This window comes from Candidatus Nitrospira salsa (assembly GCF_965152625.1).
The window spans coordinates 2,055,204-2,072,669 of sequence record NZ_CBCUCO010000002.1 but is presented as its reverse complement, the minus strand read 5'-3'; the positions used below and the strand labels follow the sequence as shown (position 1 = coordinate 2,072,669).

The following is a 17,466-nucleotide window of genomic DNA, read 5'->3' as shown; positions in this document are numbered from 1 at the left end:
CATGAGCACGGTTGTGCATATCTCTCCAGTTCCAGCCTTGAAACCAGAAGAAATATGTGCCGAGACTTCGGAATCGTTATTCCAAGAATCTGGCCCTACGGTCGTGTTGGGAGAATGCCATGATTCTGGAGGGCTCCCCATCCCCATAACCCCATCTGCCTCGAACCTATTCGGTCCACGTGGAGCCTGTTTGTTGGCACCCCATGGTCCACTTTGGGTTGCCGATACTGGTCATCATCGCCTCCTAGGCTGGAAGCATCTCCCAACTGAAGATCATGCACCCGCTGATTGGATTCTTGGGCAACTGCATTTTGGGGCTGAAGGACGCAATGCCAAAACATCTCCAGGCCCTCATACACTCAACGTTCCAACAGGAATAGTGCCGTATAAGGACGGTTTAGCGGTAGCCGATGCATGGAACAATCGTGTGCTTCTTTGGAAGACCGTTCCACAAGATAGTCACACACCTGCGGATGTGGTGTTAGGTCAAAACGACATGATATCCATTGATGCCAATAGAGGCTCTGCTGTTCCTAGTGCGGTAACGTTGCATTGGCCGTATGGTGTCTGGTCCGAGGGAGAATCGTTGATGGTGGCGGATAGTGGCAATCGTCGTGTTCTCATATGGCACACCTTTCCAACTTGTCATGGCCAACCGGCAGATCTAGTCCTTGGGCAGCAGACATTCACATGCCGAAATGAAAATGCTGGTGGAGAGCCCAATGCCATGAGCATGCGGTGGCCCCATGGTATCACCAAATGGAACGGCAATTTGTGTGTGACTGATGCTGGGAATAATCGAATCATGGTGTGGAATGGAATGCCTATGCATCACGGTGCTGATTGTCAATGGATTCTTGGCCAATGCAACTCGCGCCTGGTGGACCACAACGCCAGTTTGTATTGGCCCAGAGCCGAAACTTTGAACATGCCCTATAGCATCACCACCTGTGGATCATGGTTGCTCACGGCTGACACAGCGAATTCCCGATTATTAGGGTGGCCATTATCGCACCTCCTGACTGGCGGTAAGGCTCAAGCCTTGGCAGGACAACCGACGTTCAATGCTAAAGGTGACAATCAATGGAAATTTGTCAAGAGAGGGAGTCTGTGTTGGCCGTATAGTGTCCAGGCCTGTGGGAAGACGATCGTCGTGGCCGATTCTGGAAACAATCGTATTCAATTATGGTCTGTTAATCCAACACTCGAAATATGATTCGTACATCGTCACATGGACTTTCAACTGACGATGCCGCATGGCACATTCAAATCCAAGGGCTCGTCCAAGGTGTGGGGTTTCGTCCGGCTGTGTGGGTTCTGGCTCAGCGCTATCACTTGAGAGGACGGGTTCTGAATAATGGACAGGGTGTGCAAATTATGGTAGCAGGAAAAAGCCCCGATATGATGAGTTTTGTGAAAGAGTTGACCAATCATCCTCCACCGCTTGCCAAAATCAGTCATGTTGAGTGGCAACCAATTTCGACCTATGCCATACCCGAACGAGAATTTCTCATTGCAAATACCGAAAATACGGAAAAGGCAACTGGAATTATACCCGATGCCGCGACGTGTTCGGCATGTCTCAAAGAAATTTTTGATCCGTATGTCCGTCATTTTCGTTATCCGTTTACGAACTGCACGCATTGTGGCCCACGACTCACCATTCAGCGACAGATTCCCTACGACCGGTCGCACACCTCTATGGCCCCCTTTCCCTTCTGTGACGTTTGTGCTCATGAATATGGCGATCCTCACACCCGACGGTTTCACGCAGAGTCTATTGCCTGTTATGCCTGTGGACCTAAAGTCTGGCTAGAACGGGCAGACCAGAAACCTATTGCCATCGATTCCTTCAGCATGCTGGATGAAATGGATGCGGTCTGTACCCTATTGAAACGCGGTCATATTGTCGCTATTAAAGGACTCGGTGGATTTCAATTAGCCTGTGATGCCACCCAGGAAGAACCCGTCAGTAGACTACGAACACTCAAACAACGGGAAAGAAAGCCGTTTGCACTCATGGCTCGTGACCTGGACGTCATTCGACGATATTGTCCAGTTAATGATCAGGAGGCCGCTCTGCTCCAACGTCCAGCTGCACCGATCGTGCTGCTTTCCTCTGTAAGCCACGACTCGTTGGCTCCCAGTGTGGCACCCAACGTGAACATGTATGGTTTTATGCTTCCTAATTCTCCGCTCCATCATCTCATCCTCAAACGAATGAATGGGCCTATCGTACTGACGAGTGGAAATCGAGCGGGAGAACCACAATGGATCGACAACGAATTAGCCAAGGAGCACTTAGGCCACATTGCGGAATACTTTGTTTTGCATGATCGGGAAATCACTCAGCGCGTTGATGATTCGGTGGTCAAAATAATGTTGAACGTCCCTCGTATTTTCCGCCGGAGTCGTGGCTATGCTCCGACTCCCATCACTCTTCCACAGAGCTTTGGGCAGGCGCCGAGAATATTAGCGATGGGTGGGGAACTAAAGAATACATTCTGTTTTCTGAAAAATGGAGAGGCGCTGTTGTCTCACCACATTGGCGATTTAGAAGATGCTTTGACCTACGCTGATTATCAGCTTGCGCTGGCACAGTATCAGGGGTTATTTGGACAGACGCCCGAGGTTGTGGCCATTGATCGTCATCCTGAATATCTGTCAAGCAAGCTTGGGCGAGAACTTGCCGATCATCACAAGCTGCCCATGAGCGAGGTCCAGCATCATCATGCTCACTTGGCTGCGTGTTTGGCTGATAATGACATTCCGCTCAATACATCTCCTATCCTTGGGGTGCTGTTGGATGGACTGGGGGTAGGGGAAGACGGAACTTTTTGGGGAGGAGAGTTTCTTGCCGGTGATTATTGTGACTTTACTCGTTTAGGAACGTTTAAGCCAATTGCGATGCTTGGGGGCAATCAGGCGAGTCGAGAACCTTGGCGAAATACGTATGCGCATGTGGTTGCAGAAATGGGCTGGGCACAGTTTAAGATGAATTATCATGAGTTGCCGTTGTTTCACTATCTTCAGCAGAAACCTCGTGCCATACTAGATCAAATGCTGAGCGAACAGGTGAATAGTCCGCTTGCGAGCTCTTGCGGCCGACTGTTCGATGCTGTTGCTGCTGCTCTGGGGATTTGCCAGGATCGTGTCCTGTATGAAGGGCAAGCCGCGATGGAATTGGAGGCAATGGTGGATCGCACTGCTCTCGAAACGGAACATCTAGCTTTGGCCTATCCATTTTCTATTCCCCGGCTTCAGCACTCCCAGCTCCGCTATGTCGAACCATTGGCTATGTGGGAAGCTCTCTTAGGTGATTTGCTGTTAGACACCCCACGACCCGTCATGGCCGCCCGTTTTCATAAGGGACTCGCAAACGTCATCTGTTCCATGGTCAAGGTTTGTAGTCAAACTTCTGAAGGTCAATGTGCGTATCAGACCGTGGCACTTTCTGGAGGCGTCTTTCAAAACAAGATTTTGTTTGAGCTAGTGCATCAACAGTTATGCGATGACGGATTTACTGTGCTATCGCACCGCCAGGTTCCAATGAACGATGGAGGCCTAGCCTTGGGGCAAGCCGCCATCGCAGCAGCGCGCGTTCTAACCCATTACCAGGTACATTGATTATGTGTTTAGGTATTCCTGGACAAATTGTTGAAATCGATGACAAAGAACAGAAGCTCGCTATAGTGGATGTTGGGGGCGTGCGACGACAAGTGAATATTGCCTGTATTGTCGACGACGAGCACCCACCTGCTTCGTGCGTTGGCGCTTGGGTGCTCGTGCACGTAGGATTTGCCATGAGCCGGATTGATGAAGAGGAAGCCGAACGCACGATTAAACTTCTGACTGAAATGGGGGAGGTCCAGGCGGAACTTCAAGCCATGCGAGAATCTAATACGTCGTAAGACGACACAAGCTATGTCTACACAGGACACCCTTTCTTCCTTGTATCCCTTCTTGCAGTCAACCCAGCCGCAGGACCCTGCTCGGCTTAATCGTGAATTATTAGAATCGACTTTTCAGAAATCTCAGGACAGCATTCAGGTCCTCCAAGCCTTCTTTGCTAAGCACGCTCAACAGGTCGTAGCCACAGCGCATGCTATCTCCTCGATCTATCGGAACGATGGTCGGCTCTTGACGATGGGGAATGGTGGATCAAGTTGCGATGCCGCACATATCGCCGTGGAATTTTTGCATCCGGTCACGACAGGTCGGCCCTCCCTCCCAGCCATTAATTTAGCGGCAGATCAAGCGATGATGACGGCTGTGGGCAATGATGTGGGTTTCGACCAGATATTTGTCCGGCAACTGATCGCGCAAGGAAGACGAGAGGACGGAATTGTCGGGGCTTCGACAAGCGGCAATTCAAAAAATATTCTTCGAGCGTTTGAGAAAGCTCATGATATGGGCATGACGACCATCGCCTTCACAGGTGGCACCGGCGGACTTATGGCGAATTCAAGCGCTATTCACCATTGTTTGGTTGTCGAGACGGATAGTGTTCACCGAATTCAGGAATGTCACGTTCTCATCTATCACATTATCTGGGATCTCGTGCATACACTGCTTGCCGATGAGCGTGGAGCTGTCACGTCAACAAAGGTGCCTCAATGAAATTTGTGGACGAATTTCGTGATCCTCAAAAAGCCCAGGTGCTGCTCCAAGAAATCCAAGCATTAGTCAAACGCATTGACACCTGTCGACACCGGCCGGTCTGTATCATGGAAGTCTGCGGTGGTCATACGCACACGATTTTTCGATATGGACTCAACAAGATGCTCCCCGAGGAAGTGGAATTCGTTCATGGACCGGGCTGTCCTGTGTGCGTGTTACCACGAGGAAGGGTCGACGATTGTGTCGCCCTCGCTGAACGACCAGATGTCATTATGACTACCTTTGGGGATGCGATGCGCGTGACCGGGTCGAAGAAAAACTTGCTTCAAGCCAAGGCTGAAGGTGCCGATGTGCGCATGGTCTATTCGCCATTGGACGCGTTACAGATTGCAAGGGCCCACCCAGACAAAGAAGTTGTGTTTTTCGGTCTTGGGTTTGAAACCACGATGCCCAGTACGGCACTGACGATTATTCGGGCTCAGGAGGAAAACCTCACAAACTTTTCGCTCTTCTGTAATCACATCACGATCATTCCCACGATCAAGGCGGTCTTGGATTCTCCAGGGTTACAGCTCGATGGGTTTCTTGGTCCAGGTCATGTCAGTATGGTGATTGGCATAGCCCCATATTCTTTTATTGCCAAACGCTATAGAAAACCCCTGACGATTGCCGGATTTGAACCGCTCGATATTTTGCAATCAGTCTGGATGGTGCTGAAGCAACTGGCCGAAGGACGATGTGAAGTTGAAAACCAATATCAGCGCATTGTGCCACAACAAGGAAATGTTCAAGCACTCGAAGCGATTCAGAGAGTCTTTGAATTACGGAAATTTTTTGAATGGCGTGGTTTAGGGTCGATTGATCATTCAGGCGTGCGGGTTCGTGAGGAGTTCTCGGTATTTGATGCTGAACGAAAGTTTTCGGTTCCGAATGTGACCATTGCTGATCCTACTGCCTGTCAATGTGGTGAAGTCCTAACCGGAGCGATCAAGCCCAATCAATGCAAAGTTTTTGGAACAAGCTGTACGCCAGAGAATGCGTTAGGCGCACTCATGGTGTCCACTGAAGGCGCATGTGCTGCGTATTACAACTACGGCTGGATTGACCGGAACGACATTCAATCCGTCAGCGTTTCGATTTAACGAAAGTACTCAGTTCTATGAAACCCTCGATGCTCTTACCTGATGAAGTTTCTTCGGAGGCCAAAACATCTCTGACGAAAAAAATGCGAGATCAACGGATAACCCTGGCGCACGGGTCAGGTGGAAAAGCGATGCGCGGTCTTATTGAAACCCTGTTTGTCAGGACATTCAATAATCCTGTCCTCGAGGCCTTAGAAGACCAAGCCGTGTTTCCCTTACAGGAATTATCGCAGCATGGTCATCGACTGGCCTTTACGACCGATAGTTATGTCGTTCATCCGCTATTTTTTCCTGGCGGCAATATTGGTGAACTGGCGGTGAATGGTACGGTGAACGATTTGGCTGTCAGCGGGGCGCGTCCACTCTATCTCTCGTGCAGCATGATTATGGAAGAAGGGCTCGCCATGGAATCACTTGCCCAAATCGTGCTTTCGATGAAACAGGCTGCAGATCAAGCCGGCGTGGCGATTGTGACGGGAGACACCAAAGTTGTCGAGCGAGGCTCAGCGGATAAACTCTTCATTAATACGGCAGGCATTGGGATCATCCCTGAGGGTATCTGTATTTCTGTGCACGGAGCTCGACCAGGCGATGCGATTGTGACGAATGGATTCATTGGCGACCATGGTGTGGCCATCCTTCTCGCCCGGAATGAATTAGCTTTAGAATCTAATGTTGAAAGTGACACGCAACCCCTCAATGACCTGATTGCCAAGATGTTAACGGTATGCCCTGATATCCGTTGTATGCGGGATGCCACACGTGGCGGAGTTGCCACGGTCTTAAATGAGTTTGCCGCTGCGGCCGGAGTTTCAATGTATGTGCATGAATCAGCCATACCCATGAGAGAACCTGTTCGGGGAGCCTGTGAAATATTAGGCCTGGATCCCCTTTATCTGGCCAACGAAGGGAAACTTGTAGCGATTGTTCCGCAGGAGAGGGCCGAGCAACTTGTGGCGACTATGCAACGACACCCAGCAGGGACACACAGTGCTATCATTGGAACGGTCAAGGTATCACCCGTAGGCACGGTGCTGTTATCGACCACGTTTGGCGGTACACGTATTGTCGATACGTTGGTAGGAGAGCAGTTGCCCAGGATTTGCTAGACCAGACACGTGATGAGGACTTTCACCGAACACACCGTTGACATTGCAGACAACGGTCATGTTGAACATCTCACGTATAGAGGGCTCTTGTCTTTTCAACAGGGTGAGGCGATTTGGGGTGCGAGCGTAGGATTCAGGGCCATGCAAACGGCAGGATTGGTTTTGTCCAGGACTCGCCTGTGGGATCGAGAGTTTCTCTCAGTGATGAGTGCTCACCCTGGGCCAGGAGTGCTCGGTGCCATTGAATATGTCACCCATTGTGCGAGCCGAAACCGCTTTCACTTGCTTGACCCGACTCAATCGACTGGGTGCCATGGAAACATGGAGTTTCGCTGGTGGGTAAGTGATTCTTCTCAATGCGTGGAGATCGAACTTTGTCATGGGTTTGTTCCTCAGCAATTCTTTGAATTCGTTGATCGCGTAGGATCATCCAAAGAAAAGGCTGATGACAAATCTAAACTTGAAGAATTAAAGGAAGAGTTGACGACGAAAGTTTTGATGGGACCACTCGAAGAAATTTTTTATAGTACGGACGTCCTTAATCCTATTCCGCGAGAAGCGAATCAATGCACGAATTGAGCTTGACGCGCAATATCGTCTCTATCGTGTCTGAGAAAGCCCAAGGGGCCAAGGTTACGCAGGTGACGTTGGAAATCGGAAAATTCAGCGCCGTTCTGCCAGATGCTCTTCAGTTTTGTTTTGATATTGTGACGAAAGGCACGGTCGCCGAGGGAGCAGAGTTAGAAATCATTGAAACGCCTGGCACAGGAGTATGTGCTACCTGTGGTACAAAATTTTCACTCCAACAAATGTTTGATCCCTGTCCGTGCGGCTCAACTGACATCATTCGTCGCACGGGTTCGGAGCTGAACATTAAACAAATGGTGACGGCCTGATGTGTACGACCTGTGGGTGTTCTGATACGGCAAGTCCTCGAGTCACAAATCTGGAGACAGGGCAAACGAATTCTCTTGTGAGTCAGCATCATTCCCATGTGCATGGCGAACATGATCATGTTCACGACCATCACTCACATGGCGATCTTCATTCGCATGACCATGAACACACTGTGCTCATTGAAGAGGCCATTCTCAGCAAGAATGACCGATTAGCAGCAAAAAACCGGGAATGGTTCGAAGAGAAAAACATTTTTGCGCTCAATCTAGTCAGTTCTCCTGGGTCTGGGAAAACAACACTACTCGAACACACCATTCGTGATTTGCACGACAGCATGGCCATCTCAGTGGTTGAAGGCGATCAGGAGACGCTGCATGATGCTGAACGTATTCAGCGAACGGGATGCCGGGTTGTTCAAATTAATACTGGTGCCGGATGTCATCTTGAAGCCGATATGCTCGCGAGGGGTTTGGAAGAACTCAGGCCTCCTTCCCATTCACTTGTGTTTATTGAAAATGTGGGGAATCTCGTCTGTCCTGCACTGTTTGATCTTGGCGAACAATCCAAGGTCGCGATTCTCTCAACAACCGAGGGGGAAGATAAACCGTTGAAATATCCTCATATGTTTCAATCTTCAGCGGTCATGATCCTGAATAAAATTGATCTCCTTCCCTATCTGACATTTGATGTGAGCAAATGTCTGGAATATGCCAAGATGGTCAATCCCCACTTACTGGTGTTCCAAGTTTCTGCGACAACGGGAGAAGGGTTGCAACAGTGGTACGATTGGATTCGAGCACAAATGAAGCCAAATTTTGATAACGATACAGCTCTACGTTATAGCCGTTTCAAATAACTTCTGATGCTTGAGGCGTAGGGTTCCTTTTATAATTCAACTGAAAATTGATTGGATTCGCTATAATGCTTCCAATGTGACATGACATGTCTTTGATATTGATCACGTCTTGCCAAATAATCTCGTCTTTCAGTTTTAGGAAATAGCAAGGGGAAGCATGTATCCTTTCTGCATTTTCCTGGACGTAAATCCAATCATTCGCTAACCCGAGCCCCCGTGCCTGGACATAAAAAAAGGGGGTGGGTTTTATCGTCCCACCCCCTTGCCGCTCACTTCGCCTCGTGGTGAGGCGTCGATTCCTTAGCTCTCGAGTTTGCCCTCGCGACGATTGCGGCGGCGCGCGAGCACCCATCCTTCAATCCCCACCAGGCCAATCCCCATCAACACCGGATAGATATACGCTTCCTGCGGCACCGGCGGCTCCATCACCAGGTAGTAAAACGCCGAGACCGCCATCTTCCGCCCTGCATCCCCATTGTGCCCGTCCCATGCAAAGAACACCATCGGCACATATTTCCCCGCTTCCAGATAGGCATCGGATTCATAATCCAGCTTGATCGGCCGTTCAATGAGTACCGTCCAGCGCCCATGCTTCCACTCCGCTTTGACCAGCTTCAGCGCATCCTGCATATCCTCCCGTTCCCCAAATTCTTGATCCCAGCCCGTGCCTTCATAGGCACGCAGGCTCCCATCGGCCATCCATTTCGTGATATCCATGGAGAACTTGTCATCGCCCCACAGATACCGCGGCTTTCGTGGGAACGGCAACTCTTGCCACTTGATTGGGAACTCAAACGCTATCCCGTCGTTATACACGGTGTATTGATTTTGGGCCGACGCGATCGATTCCGGATGATCGGGGTCATCTTCAAACTTCGTCCCGCCCGGCGCCTGCTCTTCTACTCCGTAGTCTTCCAGGTTCACTTCGGTGTGGTACCACTCCGGTTCCTCTTCCGCCACACTCTTCGTCCGGTCATCCCATTGGAACAGGAACTGAATATGGGTTTCATTGTACATCGACTGCACCCACGCATCGTCAATCCGATTCACAAAGTTCCGGGGCTTATGCGTGATCTGCCCCCCTAACGCAATCCAGCGGCGTGGGGCCGTCTGCCAGCGTTCATCCAATTCATCCGTCGGCAGCGCCCCTTCAAAGTACTTCGACGGCACCACGAAGTTGGCCTTCGGCTTATCCGTGAGCTTGTCCACCGGCAAGGCTTTGCTGGTCGAGAGGGTGGTCGCAATCTCCTCCGTCACCTGCCCGCCATCGATATTGATCTCCGCTTCCCGCTCGCACAGCGAGTTCACGTAGTTGGCTATATCCCACCGGTCTTCTATCGACGTGTTGTCTGCAAACGACGGCATTGGCGTCCCATTGATCCCCGTCGAGAACGTGCGGAAAATATTCTTCACGTTATACGGGTCCTGCCGGCTCCCCCGGAAGTTCCAGCACTTATGCCAGTCCGCCGGTTGTATCGGAAAGCCCCAGTCATCTTTCAGGTTAAACGCATTGCCATCCCCGCGGCCTTCCACCCCGTGGCATTCAATACACTTCTTCTCCACCACGAGCTCTGCGCCATGCTTGATCGACTCCGCGCTATTGGCCGTCGGCGTCATTTTCCCCATATCCAGGACCGTCAGCGTTTCAAACTCGTCATCCTGCCAGTCCCGGTCCTTCACCAGTTCTTCCGTGACAAAGGCCAAGACATTCCGCATTTGTTTGTTCGTCAGAATGCCTTCCCAGGAGGGCATCGCCGAGCCCGGCAGCCCGTGCGTGACCGTTTGCAACAAGTCCACGTCGATCAACGGCAGTTCCCCGCTCGCCGTGTGCCGGATTTTAAAGGTGCCGGCGTTAAAGTTCCGCGGGCGCGGCCACAAGCGATCGGCCCCAGGGCCGTCCCCGGAGCCATCCACGCCATGGCACCACACACACTTGGTGAAGTACACGCGTTTTCCCGCTTCGATCTCTTCGGCTGAATGCTGGGCCGGGAGGCTTTGCTTATTAAACCCCTCGGGAATCGCATCTTGCGCGAGCGCGGTCCCGGAGCTCCCCCACAGCAGCAGCCCGACACTCATGGCCATCAGCCCGCCGTTCAGCCAACGTCGTTGTCCTGCCTGCATTCCGTTGTTCATCGTCTCCCTCTTCTTCTGCGTCAGTTGCTCAGTAAAGGTTGTGTTCATCATGGCCACGGCCTCACTCGTGTTTCAAACGGTACAACGTGCTACGGTTATGTTCCAAACATGTGTTTCTTCATTCGATTTTCAAGAAACGACAATTGATGTGACACTTTCTTGGTTTTTTCCCTCACACTAGTCCCACGTCCGTGGATAATAGCCCGTATGCCAGTATTCAAACATCACCACTTTCCAAATTTCATTCGTCGTCAGATGTTCCTTCCACGGCGGCATCACCGACGCCCATGGGAAGCCTTCCGGCGGTAAGCCGATGCCCCCTTGCGCCACCCGCCAGAACACAAACGTCTCTTGGAGCTGCGCGATCGTCCCGGCGTCCGTAAAGTTCGCTGGAATTGGGTTAAACGCATACGCCCACAACCCCCGACCATTCAAGTTATCCCCGTGACAGAAGTGACAGTTTTGAAAGAAGATCTCGCCCCCTTCCCGCACGTACTTAATATAACCCTCGGCGTTCGGGTCCCACGGGTTATCTTCTTTGCTATTCACATCCTTCATCAACCGCCCCATGTCCTGGACGACAATATGGGCGTCCGAATACTTCTGATCGTATTTCCCCTCTGGGTTCACCCGATAGGGATTGGACGCGGTTTGCAGCACAAACGTCTTCCCATGCACTTTCGTCGTCGCCGGCGGCGCGGGATGCACGGTCCGCAGCTCAATCGGTTCATCAAAGCTCGGCAGGAACGATTGATACGCATAGCCCGCTAACAACAGCGGCAGGACAATCAACGCCACCGTCCGAATGAGTTTATGAAAGCCCGTCTTTCCATCCAAGACGTTCATGATCGGACGTTTGAAATCTTCCCACTCCCCTTGCGAGCCCGACACCCACATGAAGATCCCACAGGCCGAGACGACGCCATAGATCGCTCGCACACTAAACGGAATCGGCGGATAGATGCGGTACTTCAGATAAAGTAGGATGAAGATCCAGACGCCGATCCCCGCCCAGAACTTCGGGATCCCAATCCCCGCCTTCTTGAGCGTGAAGTTGATCCCTGCCATGATCAGGATGCAAATCGCTAGCTCGCTGATCATTTGCATCGGCATGTAGCCTTCCACCAGTTTTAGCCAGGTCATAACGGTTTACCTCTCTCAGAAGAACATGAGGGTGGGCCGCCTATCCGTGAATGCTTCATAGATAAGCGACATCTGTTTTCAACTCTCGATTGCTTGTTTTATGGCATCTTGGCCGTAACCCAAGTGGAAATGCCCTTCATGCCATTTCGTTCGACATTCGAGCCATCCCACACCGCAAAGGCGATGGGTAAACTCGACCCGGCTTTGAACTGCACATCGTTCGGGTCATTCGTCGTCAGGCTCCGCTTCATGACCACCCGCCAGGTCGGCCCGGAACAGCAGCCGCCCTTTAAGGCCCCATACGGCTCCCACAGCCCGTTCCCGATCACATCCTGCGAGGCTTGCGTCGTTAACGTGCTAAACCCATTCGCATTCAAGTCTTCCACGGAACTCTTCCGCAGCGTTGGGTCCGACATAATGTTCCCTGACCAGATGCCAGGATTGAAGGGCCCTAAGCTCCGACCAATACGGTCTGGATAGATCACGCCCCCCGCCGGCTCTTCATAGTAAAAGTCCCAGGCAATGGAGGGATACTGATTGTCCACATCCCACATGCCAGCCACGCCGGCTCCCAGGTCCCGTTGCCACTCCGCATTCCACCGCCAAATGTTCACCGTGCCGCCCGATTGTCCCATACATTGGAACGGAGGCGCCCCGGAGGTTTGAACAAGGAATTGTACGGCCACTTGATCCCGAAAATCTTGAGGGCCAATGGTCGTATTGTTCAAGGTTTGATCACCCCAGTTCGCCCAGATTCCGATCTCTTTGCCGTTGCTGGCCATTTTGACCATGACGGTTTTAACCGAAATGTTGGGATGCATGGGGGTTGTAATGGTTTGCCCGCTCAATGGCACCACAATCCCAGGCACGGATTCCCAAACCGGGTTGGCGGCATCCATAGGAATGGGGCCTTTGATCGCCCCGACCGGTATCGTCACAGGTTGGGAGACCGCTAAGGGTATTTGCCCTAACGTCAATAACCCACCCACCACGACGGCCGAGAGAAGAACGCCTAACACGAACCGATTGTGACGATACGGCAAGGTGCGCATAACAGCCCTCCTTAATCAATGGCGATGATGACAATCACAGTGATGATTGTATCTTTAGTAAAACCCTAGACTATTGTAAAAATCTATTTTAAGGATGCTTGAAATTATTTAATAACGACTTGTGTTGAAGCAATAAAAAAACACAAAAACCTTCGACATGTTCAGGGTAAAATGTAGTTGGTTCTCTAGTGTTGAGAAATATTTTGTAATTCTTGAATAATGGCTTCAAGCCGTTGTAAGGCGTGCTCGCGCTGTTGTGGCTTGATCATATGATCAAGCTCAAGGATAGTAGAGAGAAGAGCCGAGGTTCTCTGTTGCGTTGCTGTGAGGTATGCTTGCGAGGCTCCTTTCTCAGGTGAGACCAACAAGCGGAAGATCTGTTGCTCAAGTCTGGATGGAGCGATTTTCGATTGAAGCAGGGCAAGGAAATTGGCTTGACGGCGTTGACGATTCAGAAGCCACTCATGTGTCGTATCTGGAAATTTCCGAATAAGCCCAGCAATGTGAAATTTCTGGTCTGATGTGAGCGGGCCTAGCCAATCCTCCAACTCTTCAAAGACCCTTTCCAATCGTTTCTCCATGCGCTCGAGACGCGTCTGTCCTATACGCTTCAGTAGCTCTTGGTTGTCCTCGTGCATGGCTTGTTCCAAATTCTGGATCTGGATCGGGTTTATCTTAATGAGAAACGGAGTCCCTTCCGTAACAAATCGTTGTCCTAGAGTTTTCCAAAGTGATGTGAACTGTTGAAATATCGATTTGAGTTCAGCTTGGGTCAGACCATCTTGCCATTTTTCCTTCACGTCGTCTAAAAAAAGAACGTAGCGGGGCAATTCTTCGTCTCGATGCCATTGTTGTAGCGTGGCTAATTGTTCTTGAAGGAAAGGCTGTTGATCAGAGGTGAGGTCAATATAGCCATCGATTTTCCAATACAATAGCCAATCTGCATAACGATAGGACAGTGACAGAGTGCTACAGCTGGTGAGGCAGAGACTCCACATCAGGACAATGATTAGGACGACAATCTTGCGAATGTTTTCTCGAGTCGTGCCATACATTATCATGTGGAAATACTGAGGTAAGCTGTGAAGATTATGCGATGTTCGCCGTCACGGTGTTCGATGCCTGAAAAACATTTCTTCGAGAAATGATATACGCCCCGAACAGTACACTCACAATGATCATGGTCATTCTGGTCGGGTGGTAGCCCTCGAGCAATTGCGTGGTGATTTCGCTTAAACAGGCGAGCATCAAATAGGCGAGATACGCCCAATAAGCCCATCGCTGATGATACCAAAACCCATAACCAATGGCCCAATGAATCATCGGGTGCTGGTATTTCACGAATGCACCTCGCCACCCATCGAATGTCGTTCCATACACTTTGAGTGCATAATCGGGATATGACATAATCCAGAACAGATCAATCGTTCCAGAAATGACAAAGAGCACGCCGAGAATTCTAATGTCCCGACCGTTCGTGAAAAATTTTCTAAATTGGTTTCGCACTTCTTGTACCCTATCATATTCGTGGCAGAGAGAAGAGGACCTTTGTAGCTTTCTCTATATGATAAGATAGCGGGGTGTGCATTAATTCAAAGAATTAATGCTATAGTGAAGGCTGTCTCGAGCTGTCGAAGGTTTTTTTGAGAGTAATCTGAGTGTGCGATGGTTTTCTGACAACGAGTCGATGGGTTGACAGTTCAAGAGGTTGAGCCAAGGGACGATGAAACGTTGCGTTAGGATTTCGTGGCTTCTTGTAGTAAGCAGATAATCTGGTCGAGTTCAGTTTTGATGGATTGTAGGAATTGCTGAGCTTGTTCCCACGAACGAGTTTTGCCGTGACTTTCTAATTGACACACGAGATTTCTCATGGCTGTGACTCCCATGCTTCCGCAGATACCTTTGAGACCATGTGCCGATTCTGCCAGCGAGGCTTGGTCTGCTGATTCTACAGATTCTTCGACTCTTTGCACGCAAACCAGAGCATCTTTGATGAATTGTGCGACCATTTTTGAGGCCAAGGCTGAGCCACCCATTTCCCGAAGGTCGTTTAACACAGAAAAATCAATACGTGAATCGGTCTTCGTCGACTGACTTGCCGTCGGTGATTCGGGAATTTCGTTTGTCGTTAAACCCTCTTCTTCAATATTGGGGAGCCATTTTGTAAGAATTTCAGCAAGTTGATCTGGTTTCATGGGTTTGGCTAAATAATCATCCATTCCTGCCGTTAAACATCTTTCTCGATCACCCTGCATGGCATTGGCTGTTAGTGCAATGATCGGCACGCGACGCGTGCCGCGTATCTCGCCGCTCGTTTCTCGTGTTTCGTCTGACGCTTCACGTCTTCTAATCTCTTTCGTGGCTTCATATCCGTCCATTTCCGGCATTTGCCCATCCATCAGGATGAGGTGATAAGATTTTCGACTTAAGGCTTCAATGACCTCAAGGCCATTGGCTACAACATCTGCGCGATGCCCTAATTTTTCAAGCATGAGTACAGCTAATTGTTGATTGACACGGTGGTCGTCGGCGACCAAGATCCTTCCGCCTCGTTTGGGCGCGACTTCCTTAAGACTGTGACGTGTGATGAGATCAAACGTTCCGACAGGGGCCTCCGGTTGTGCCTGACGCATGACGGTCATGAGACAGGATTCAAGTTGAGATTTCCGGAGTGGTTTTGTCAGATAGGCATCGAAGCCAGCATCTCGTGCAGCGGACGCTTCACCGCGTTGACCGAGTGATGTCAATAATACGAGAGGGACGCCTGCAAGTCGAGGATTGGCTTTGATGGTGCGAGCGAGCTCCATCCCATCCATGTTGGGCATTTCTAAGTCGAGGACAGCCAGATCAAAGAGTTCGTTGCGTTGTTCTGATTCTTCAAACACTCGAATGGCTTTTGCCGGAGTCAAGACGAATGTACCCTGCATCCCCCAATCTTTCACATACTGTTGGAGAAGCAAAAGGTTTGTCTCATGGTCGTCAACACAGCAGATACGGAGACCTTGGAGCGCAACCTTTGACTGTGAGTTGGTTTCTTTTTGAACTTGCTGCTTCTCCAGCTTGATCGTGAACCAAAATGTGCTTCCCTTGCTAGGTTCGCTCTCAATCCCAACTTCACCTTGCATCAGTTCAACGAGTTGTTTGCAGATCGCGAGGCCTAACCCGGTTCCTCCATATCGACGAGTCGTCGAACTGTCGGCTTGTGTAAAGGGTGTAAAGAGACGCTTCTGTACCTCAGGTGGGATACCCACGCCCGTGTCTGAGACTTCCACTTTAATCTTGACAGAGTCAGGAGTTTCTTCTATGAGGTGAATGTGTACGGCGACTTCACCTTGAGATGTGAATTTGATGCCGTTACCGATGAGATTCGTTAAAATCTGGCGGATTCTTCCTGGGTCACCTCGTAGGGCTGTCGGGACTTTGGCTGAGACGAGACCGATGAGCTCAATGTGTTTTTCATGCGCCTTTTCCGCCAACAGTTCGAGTGTTTCCTCCATGGCGATCCGAATATCAAAATCTATGGTTTCAATATCAAGTTTGCCCGCTTCAATTTTTGAGAAATCTAAAATGTCATTGATAATGGTCAAGAGCGCATCGCCTGAGGATCGTACGGTTTCAGCGAATTGTCGTTGAGATGTGGTCAGCTCTGTTTCGAGAAGGAGGCCTGTCATGCCGATGACGCCATTCATAGGTGTTCGAATCTCATGACTCATGGTCGCAAGAAACTCGCTCTTGGCTCGGGCGGCAGCGAGTGCTTCGTCCCGTGCGTGAATTAAATTGGTTTCCGCAGATTTCCTTTCTAAAAACTGTCCGATTTGTATACTGACCGACTGCAGCATGTCTTGGATTTGGCGATCGACCTCACGAATATCGTCGCAAAAGAATTGCATCACCCCAACCACCTCATTGTCGAGTTGGATTGGGAATGCGAACGCTGCATGCAATCCATCCTGTACGGCAGCATGAGCGCGGGGGAAGTTTTCATCCTGCGTAATGTCGGGAATCCAAATCGATTCTTTTTTAGCCCACACTCGCCCAGGGAGTCCGACATTGAGTGCAAAATCAGTCTTTCGACTGGATTCATCAAATATCTTGAATGAACGATGACGTAGGCGCCAGGTTTCCATGAGCTGCATGACCTGTGCATCCTGGTTGAGAGTCCAATATTCTCCAATCTGCATGTGAAGACTTGAGCATACTGACTCCAAAATTTTGAGTGCAGCATCGGATAAAGTGTCGGCTTCGGTAAGTAGTTGAGATGTTTGAAAGAGTGCCGAGAGTCTGCTGGCAGTTCGACTGCGTGCCCGCATGTGATTTTCAAGCTGATTGTTCGCGGACGCTAATTCTCTGGTTCGTTCTTGTACACGTTCTTCTAATTCTTCTGTGACCTTCTGAAGTTGAACATTGGCCTGATAAACCTCTCGGCTTTTAGCTTCGAGCAAAGCTTCCGCCTGTTGTCTGGCGGTTTTCTCGCGGGTAACTTTGCGTTGGAGTCTTTCTAGGTCGCTCATCGT

The 17,466-nt window shown here is 50.3% G+C and carries 15 protein-coding genes; 9 read left to right on the top strand and 6 right to left on the bottom strand.

The window, feature by feature from the left end:
- Nucleotide 1: 1 nt before the first annotated feature.
- Genes ACWQXP_RS11265 through hypB form a run of 9 tightly spaced genes read left to right on the top strand, consistent with a single transcriptional unit; the run spans nucleotide 2 to nucleotide 8,624 of the window.
- Nucleotides 2-1,216: a hypothetical protein gene (locus tag ACWQXP_RS11265; RefSeq protein WP_454062917.1), complete on the top strand. Its 1,215-nt coding sequence runs from the start codon at nucleotides 2-4 to the stop codon at nucleotides 1,214-1,216.
- A complete protein-coding gene (hypF, locus tag ACWQXP_RS11260) occupies nucleotides 1,213-3,627 on the top strand; it encodes a carbamoyltransferase HypF (RefSeq protein ID WP_454062916.1) in 2,415 nt (804 codons plus the stop codon). The genes ACWQXP_RS11265 and hypF overlap by 4 nt, the downstream gene beginning before the upstream one ends.
- 2 nt (nucleotides 3,628-3,629) lie before the next feature.
- Nucleotides 3,630-3,911 carry a HypC/HybG/HupF family hydrogenase formation chaperone gene (locus ACWQXP_RS11255; protein ID WP_454062915.1) on the top strand — a complete coding sequence of 94 codons (282 nt, stop codon included), beginning with the start codon at nucleotides 3,630-3,632 and terminating at the stop codon, nucleotides 3,909-3,911.
- 13 nt (nucleotides 3,912-3,924) lie between these two features.
- Entirely contained in the window at nucleotides 3,925-4,620 is a 696-nt protein-coding gene (locus tag ACWQXP_RS11250; RefSeq protein WP_454062914.1) for a D-sedoheptulose-7-phosphate isomerase, read from the top strand.
- The gene (hypD, locus tag ACWQXP_RS11245) at nucleotides 4,617-5,762 is read left to right on the top strand and encodes a hydrogenase formation protein HypD (protein WP_454062913.1); all 1,146 of its coding nucleotides are present in this window, start codon (nucleotides 4,617-4,619) and stop codon (nucleotides 5,760-5,762) included. Before ACWQXP_RS11250 ends, hypD begins: the two co-directional genes overlap by 4 nt.
- A 29-nt stretch (nucleotides 5,763-5,791) precedes the next feature.
- Nucleotides 5,792-6,871: a hydrogenase expression/formation protein HypE gene (gene hypE, locus ACWQXP_RS11240; RefSeq protein ID WP_454063029.1), complete on the top strand. Its 1,080-nt coding sequence runs from the start codon at nucleotides 5,792-5,794 to the stop codon at nucleotides 6,869-6,871.
- Between the two features lie 12 nt (nucleotides 6,872-6,883).
- Nucleotides 6,884-7,450, top strand: coding sequence for a hypothetical protein (locus ACWQXP_RS11235; RefSeq protein WP_454062912.1), 567 nt, complete (start codon nucleotides 6,884-6,886; stop codon nucleotides 7,448-7,450).
- On the top strand, nucleotides 7,438-7,767 hold the full coding sequence (gene hypA, locus ACWQXP_RS11230; RefSeq protein ID WP_454062911.1) for a hydrogenase maturation nickel metallochaperone HypA: 330 nt from the start codon (nucleotides 7,438-7,440) through the stop codon (nucleotides 7,765-7,767). Before ACWQXP_RS11235 ends, hypA begins: the two co-directional genes overlap by 13 nt.
- On the top strand, nucleotides 7,767-8,624 hold the full coding sequence (hypB, locus tag ACWQXP_RS11225; RefSeq protein ID WP_454062910.1) for a hydrogenase nickel incorporation protein HypB: 858 nt from the start codon (nucleotides 7,767-7,769) through the stop codon (nucleotides 8,622-8,624). The genes hypA and hypB overlap by 1 nt, the downstream gene beginning before the upstream one ends.
- A 300-nt stretch (nucleotides 8,625-8,924) precedes the next feature.
- Here hypB and ACWQXP_RS11220 read toward each other — a convergent pair whose 3' ends face one another.
- From ACWQXP_RS11220 to ACWQXP_RS11195, 6 genes are all read right to left on the bottom strand, one after another.
- Nucleotides 8,925-10,808 (bottom strand): c-type cytochrome, encoded by a 1,884-nt coding sequence (locus ACWQXP_RS11220; RefSeq protein ID WP_454062909.1) that lies wholly within the window; start codon nucleotides 10,806-10,808, stop codon nucleotides 8,925-8,927.
- A 126-nt stretch (nucleotides 10,809-10,934) separates the two neighbouring features.
- Nucleotides 10,935-11,900, bottom strand: coding sequence for a c-type cytochrome (locus ACWQXP_RS11215; RefSeq protein ID WP_454062908.1), 966 nt, complete (start codon nucleotides 11,898-11,900; stop codon nucleotides 10,935-10,937).
- 98 nt (nucleotides 11,901-11,998) lie between these two features.
- Nucleotides 11,999-12,952 carry an ethylbenzene dehydrogenase-related protein gene (locus tag ACWQXP_RS11210; RefSeq protein ID WP_454062907.1) on the bottom strand — a complete coding sequence of 318 codons (954 nt, stop codon included), beginning with the start codon at nucleotides 12,950-12,952 and terminating at the stop codon, nucleotides 11,999-12,001.
- Between the two features lie 185 nt (nucleotides 12,953-13,137).
- A complete protein-coding gene (locus ACWQXP_RS11205; protein WP_454062906.1) occupies nucleotides 13,138-14,013 on the bottom strand; it encodes a DUF6279 family lipoprotein in 876 nt (291 codons plus the stop codon).
- A 28-nt stretch (nucleotides 14,014-14,041) separates the two neighbouring features.
- Entirely contained in the window at nucleotides 14,042-14,458 is a 417-nt protein-coding gene (locus ACWQXP_RS11200) for a hypothetical protein (protein WP_454062905.1), read from the bottom strand.
- Between the two features lie 230 nt (nucleotides 14,459-14,688).
- Nucleotides 14,689-17,463, bottom strand: coding sequence for a response regulator (locus ACWQXP_RS11195; protein ID WP_454062904.1), 2,775 nt, complete (start codon nucleotides 17,461-17,463; stop codon nucleotides 14,689-14,691).
- Nucleotides 17,464-17,466 lie beyond the last annotated feature (3 nt).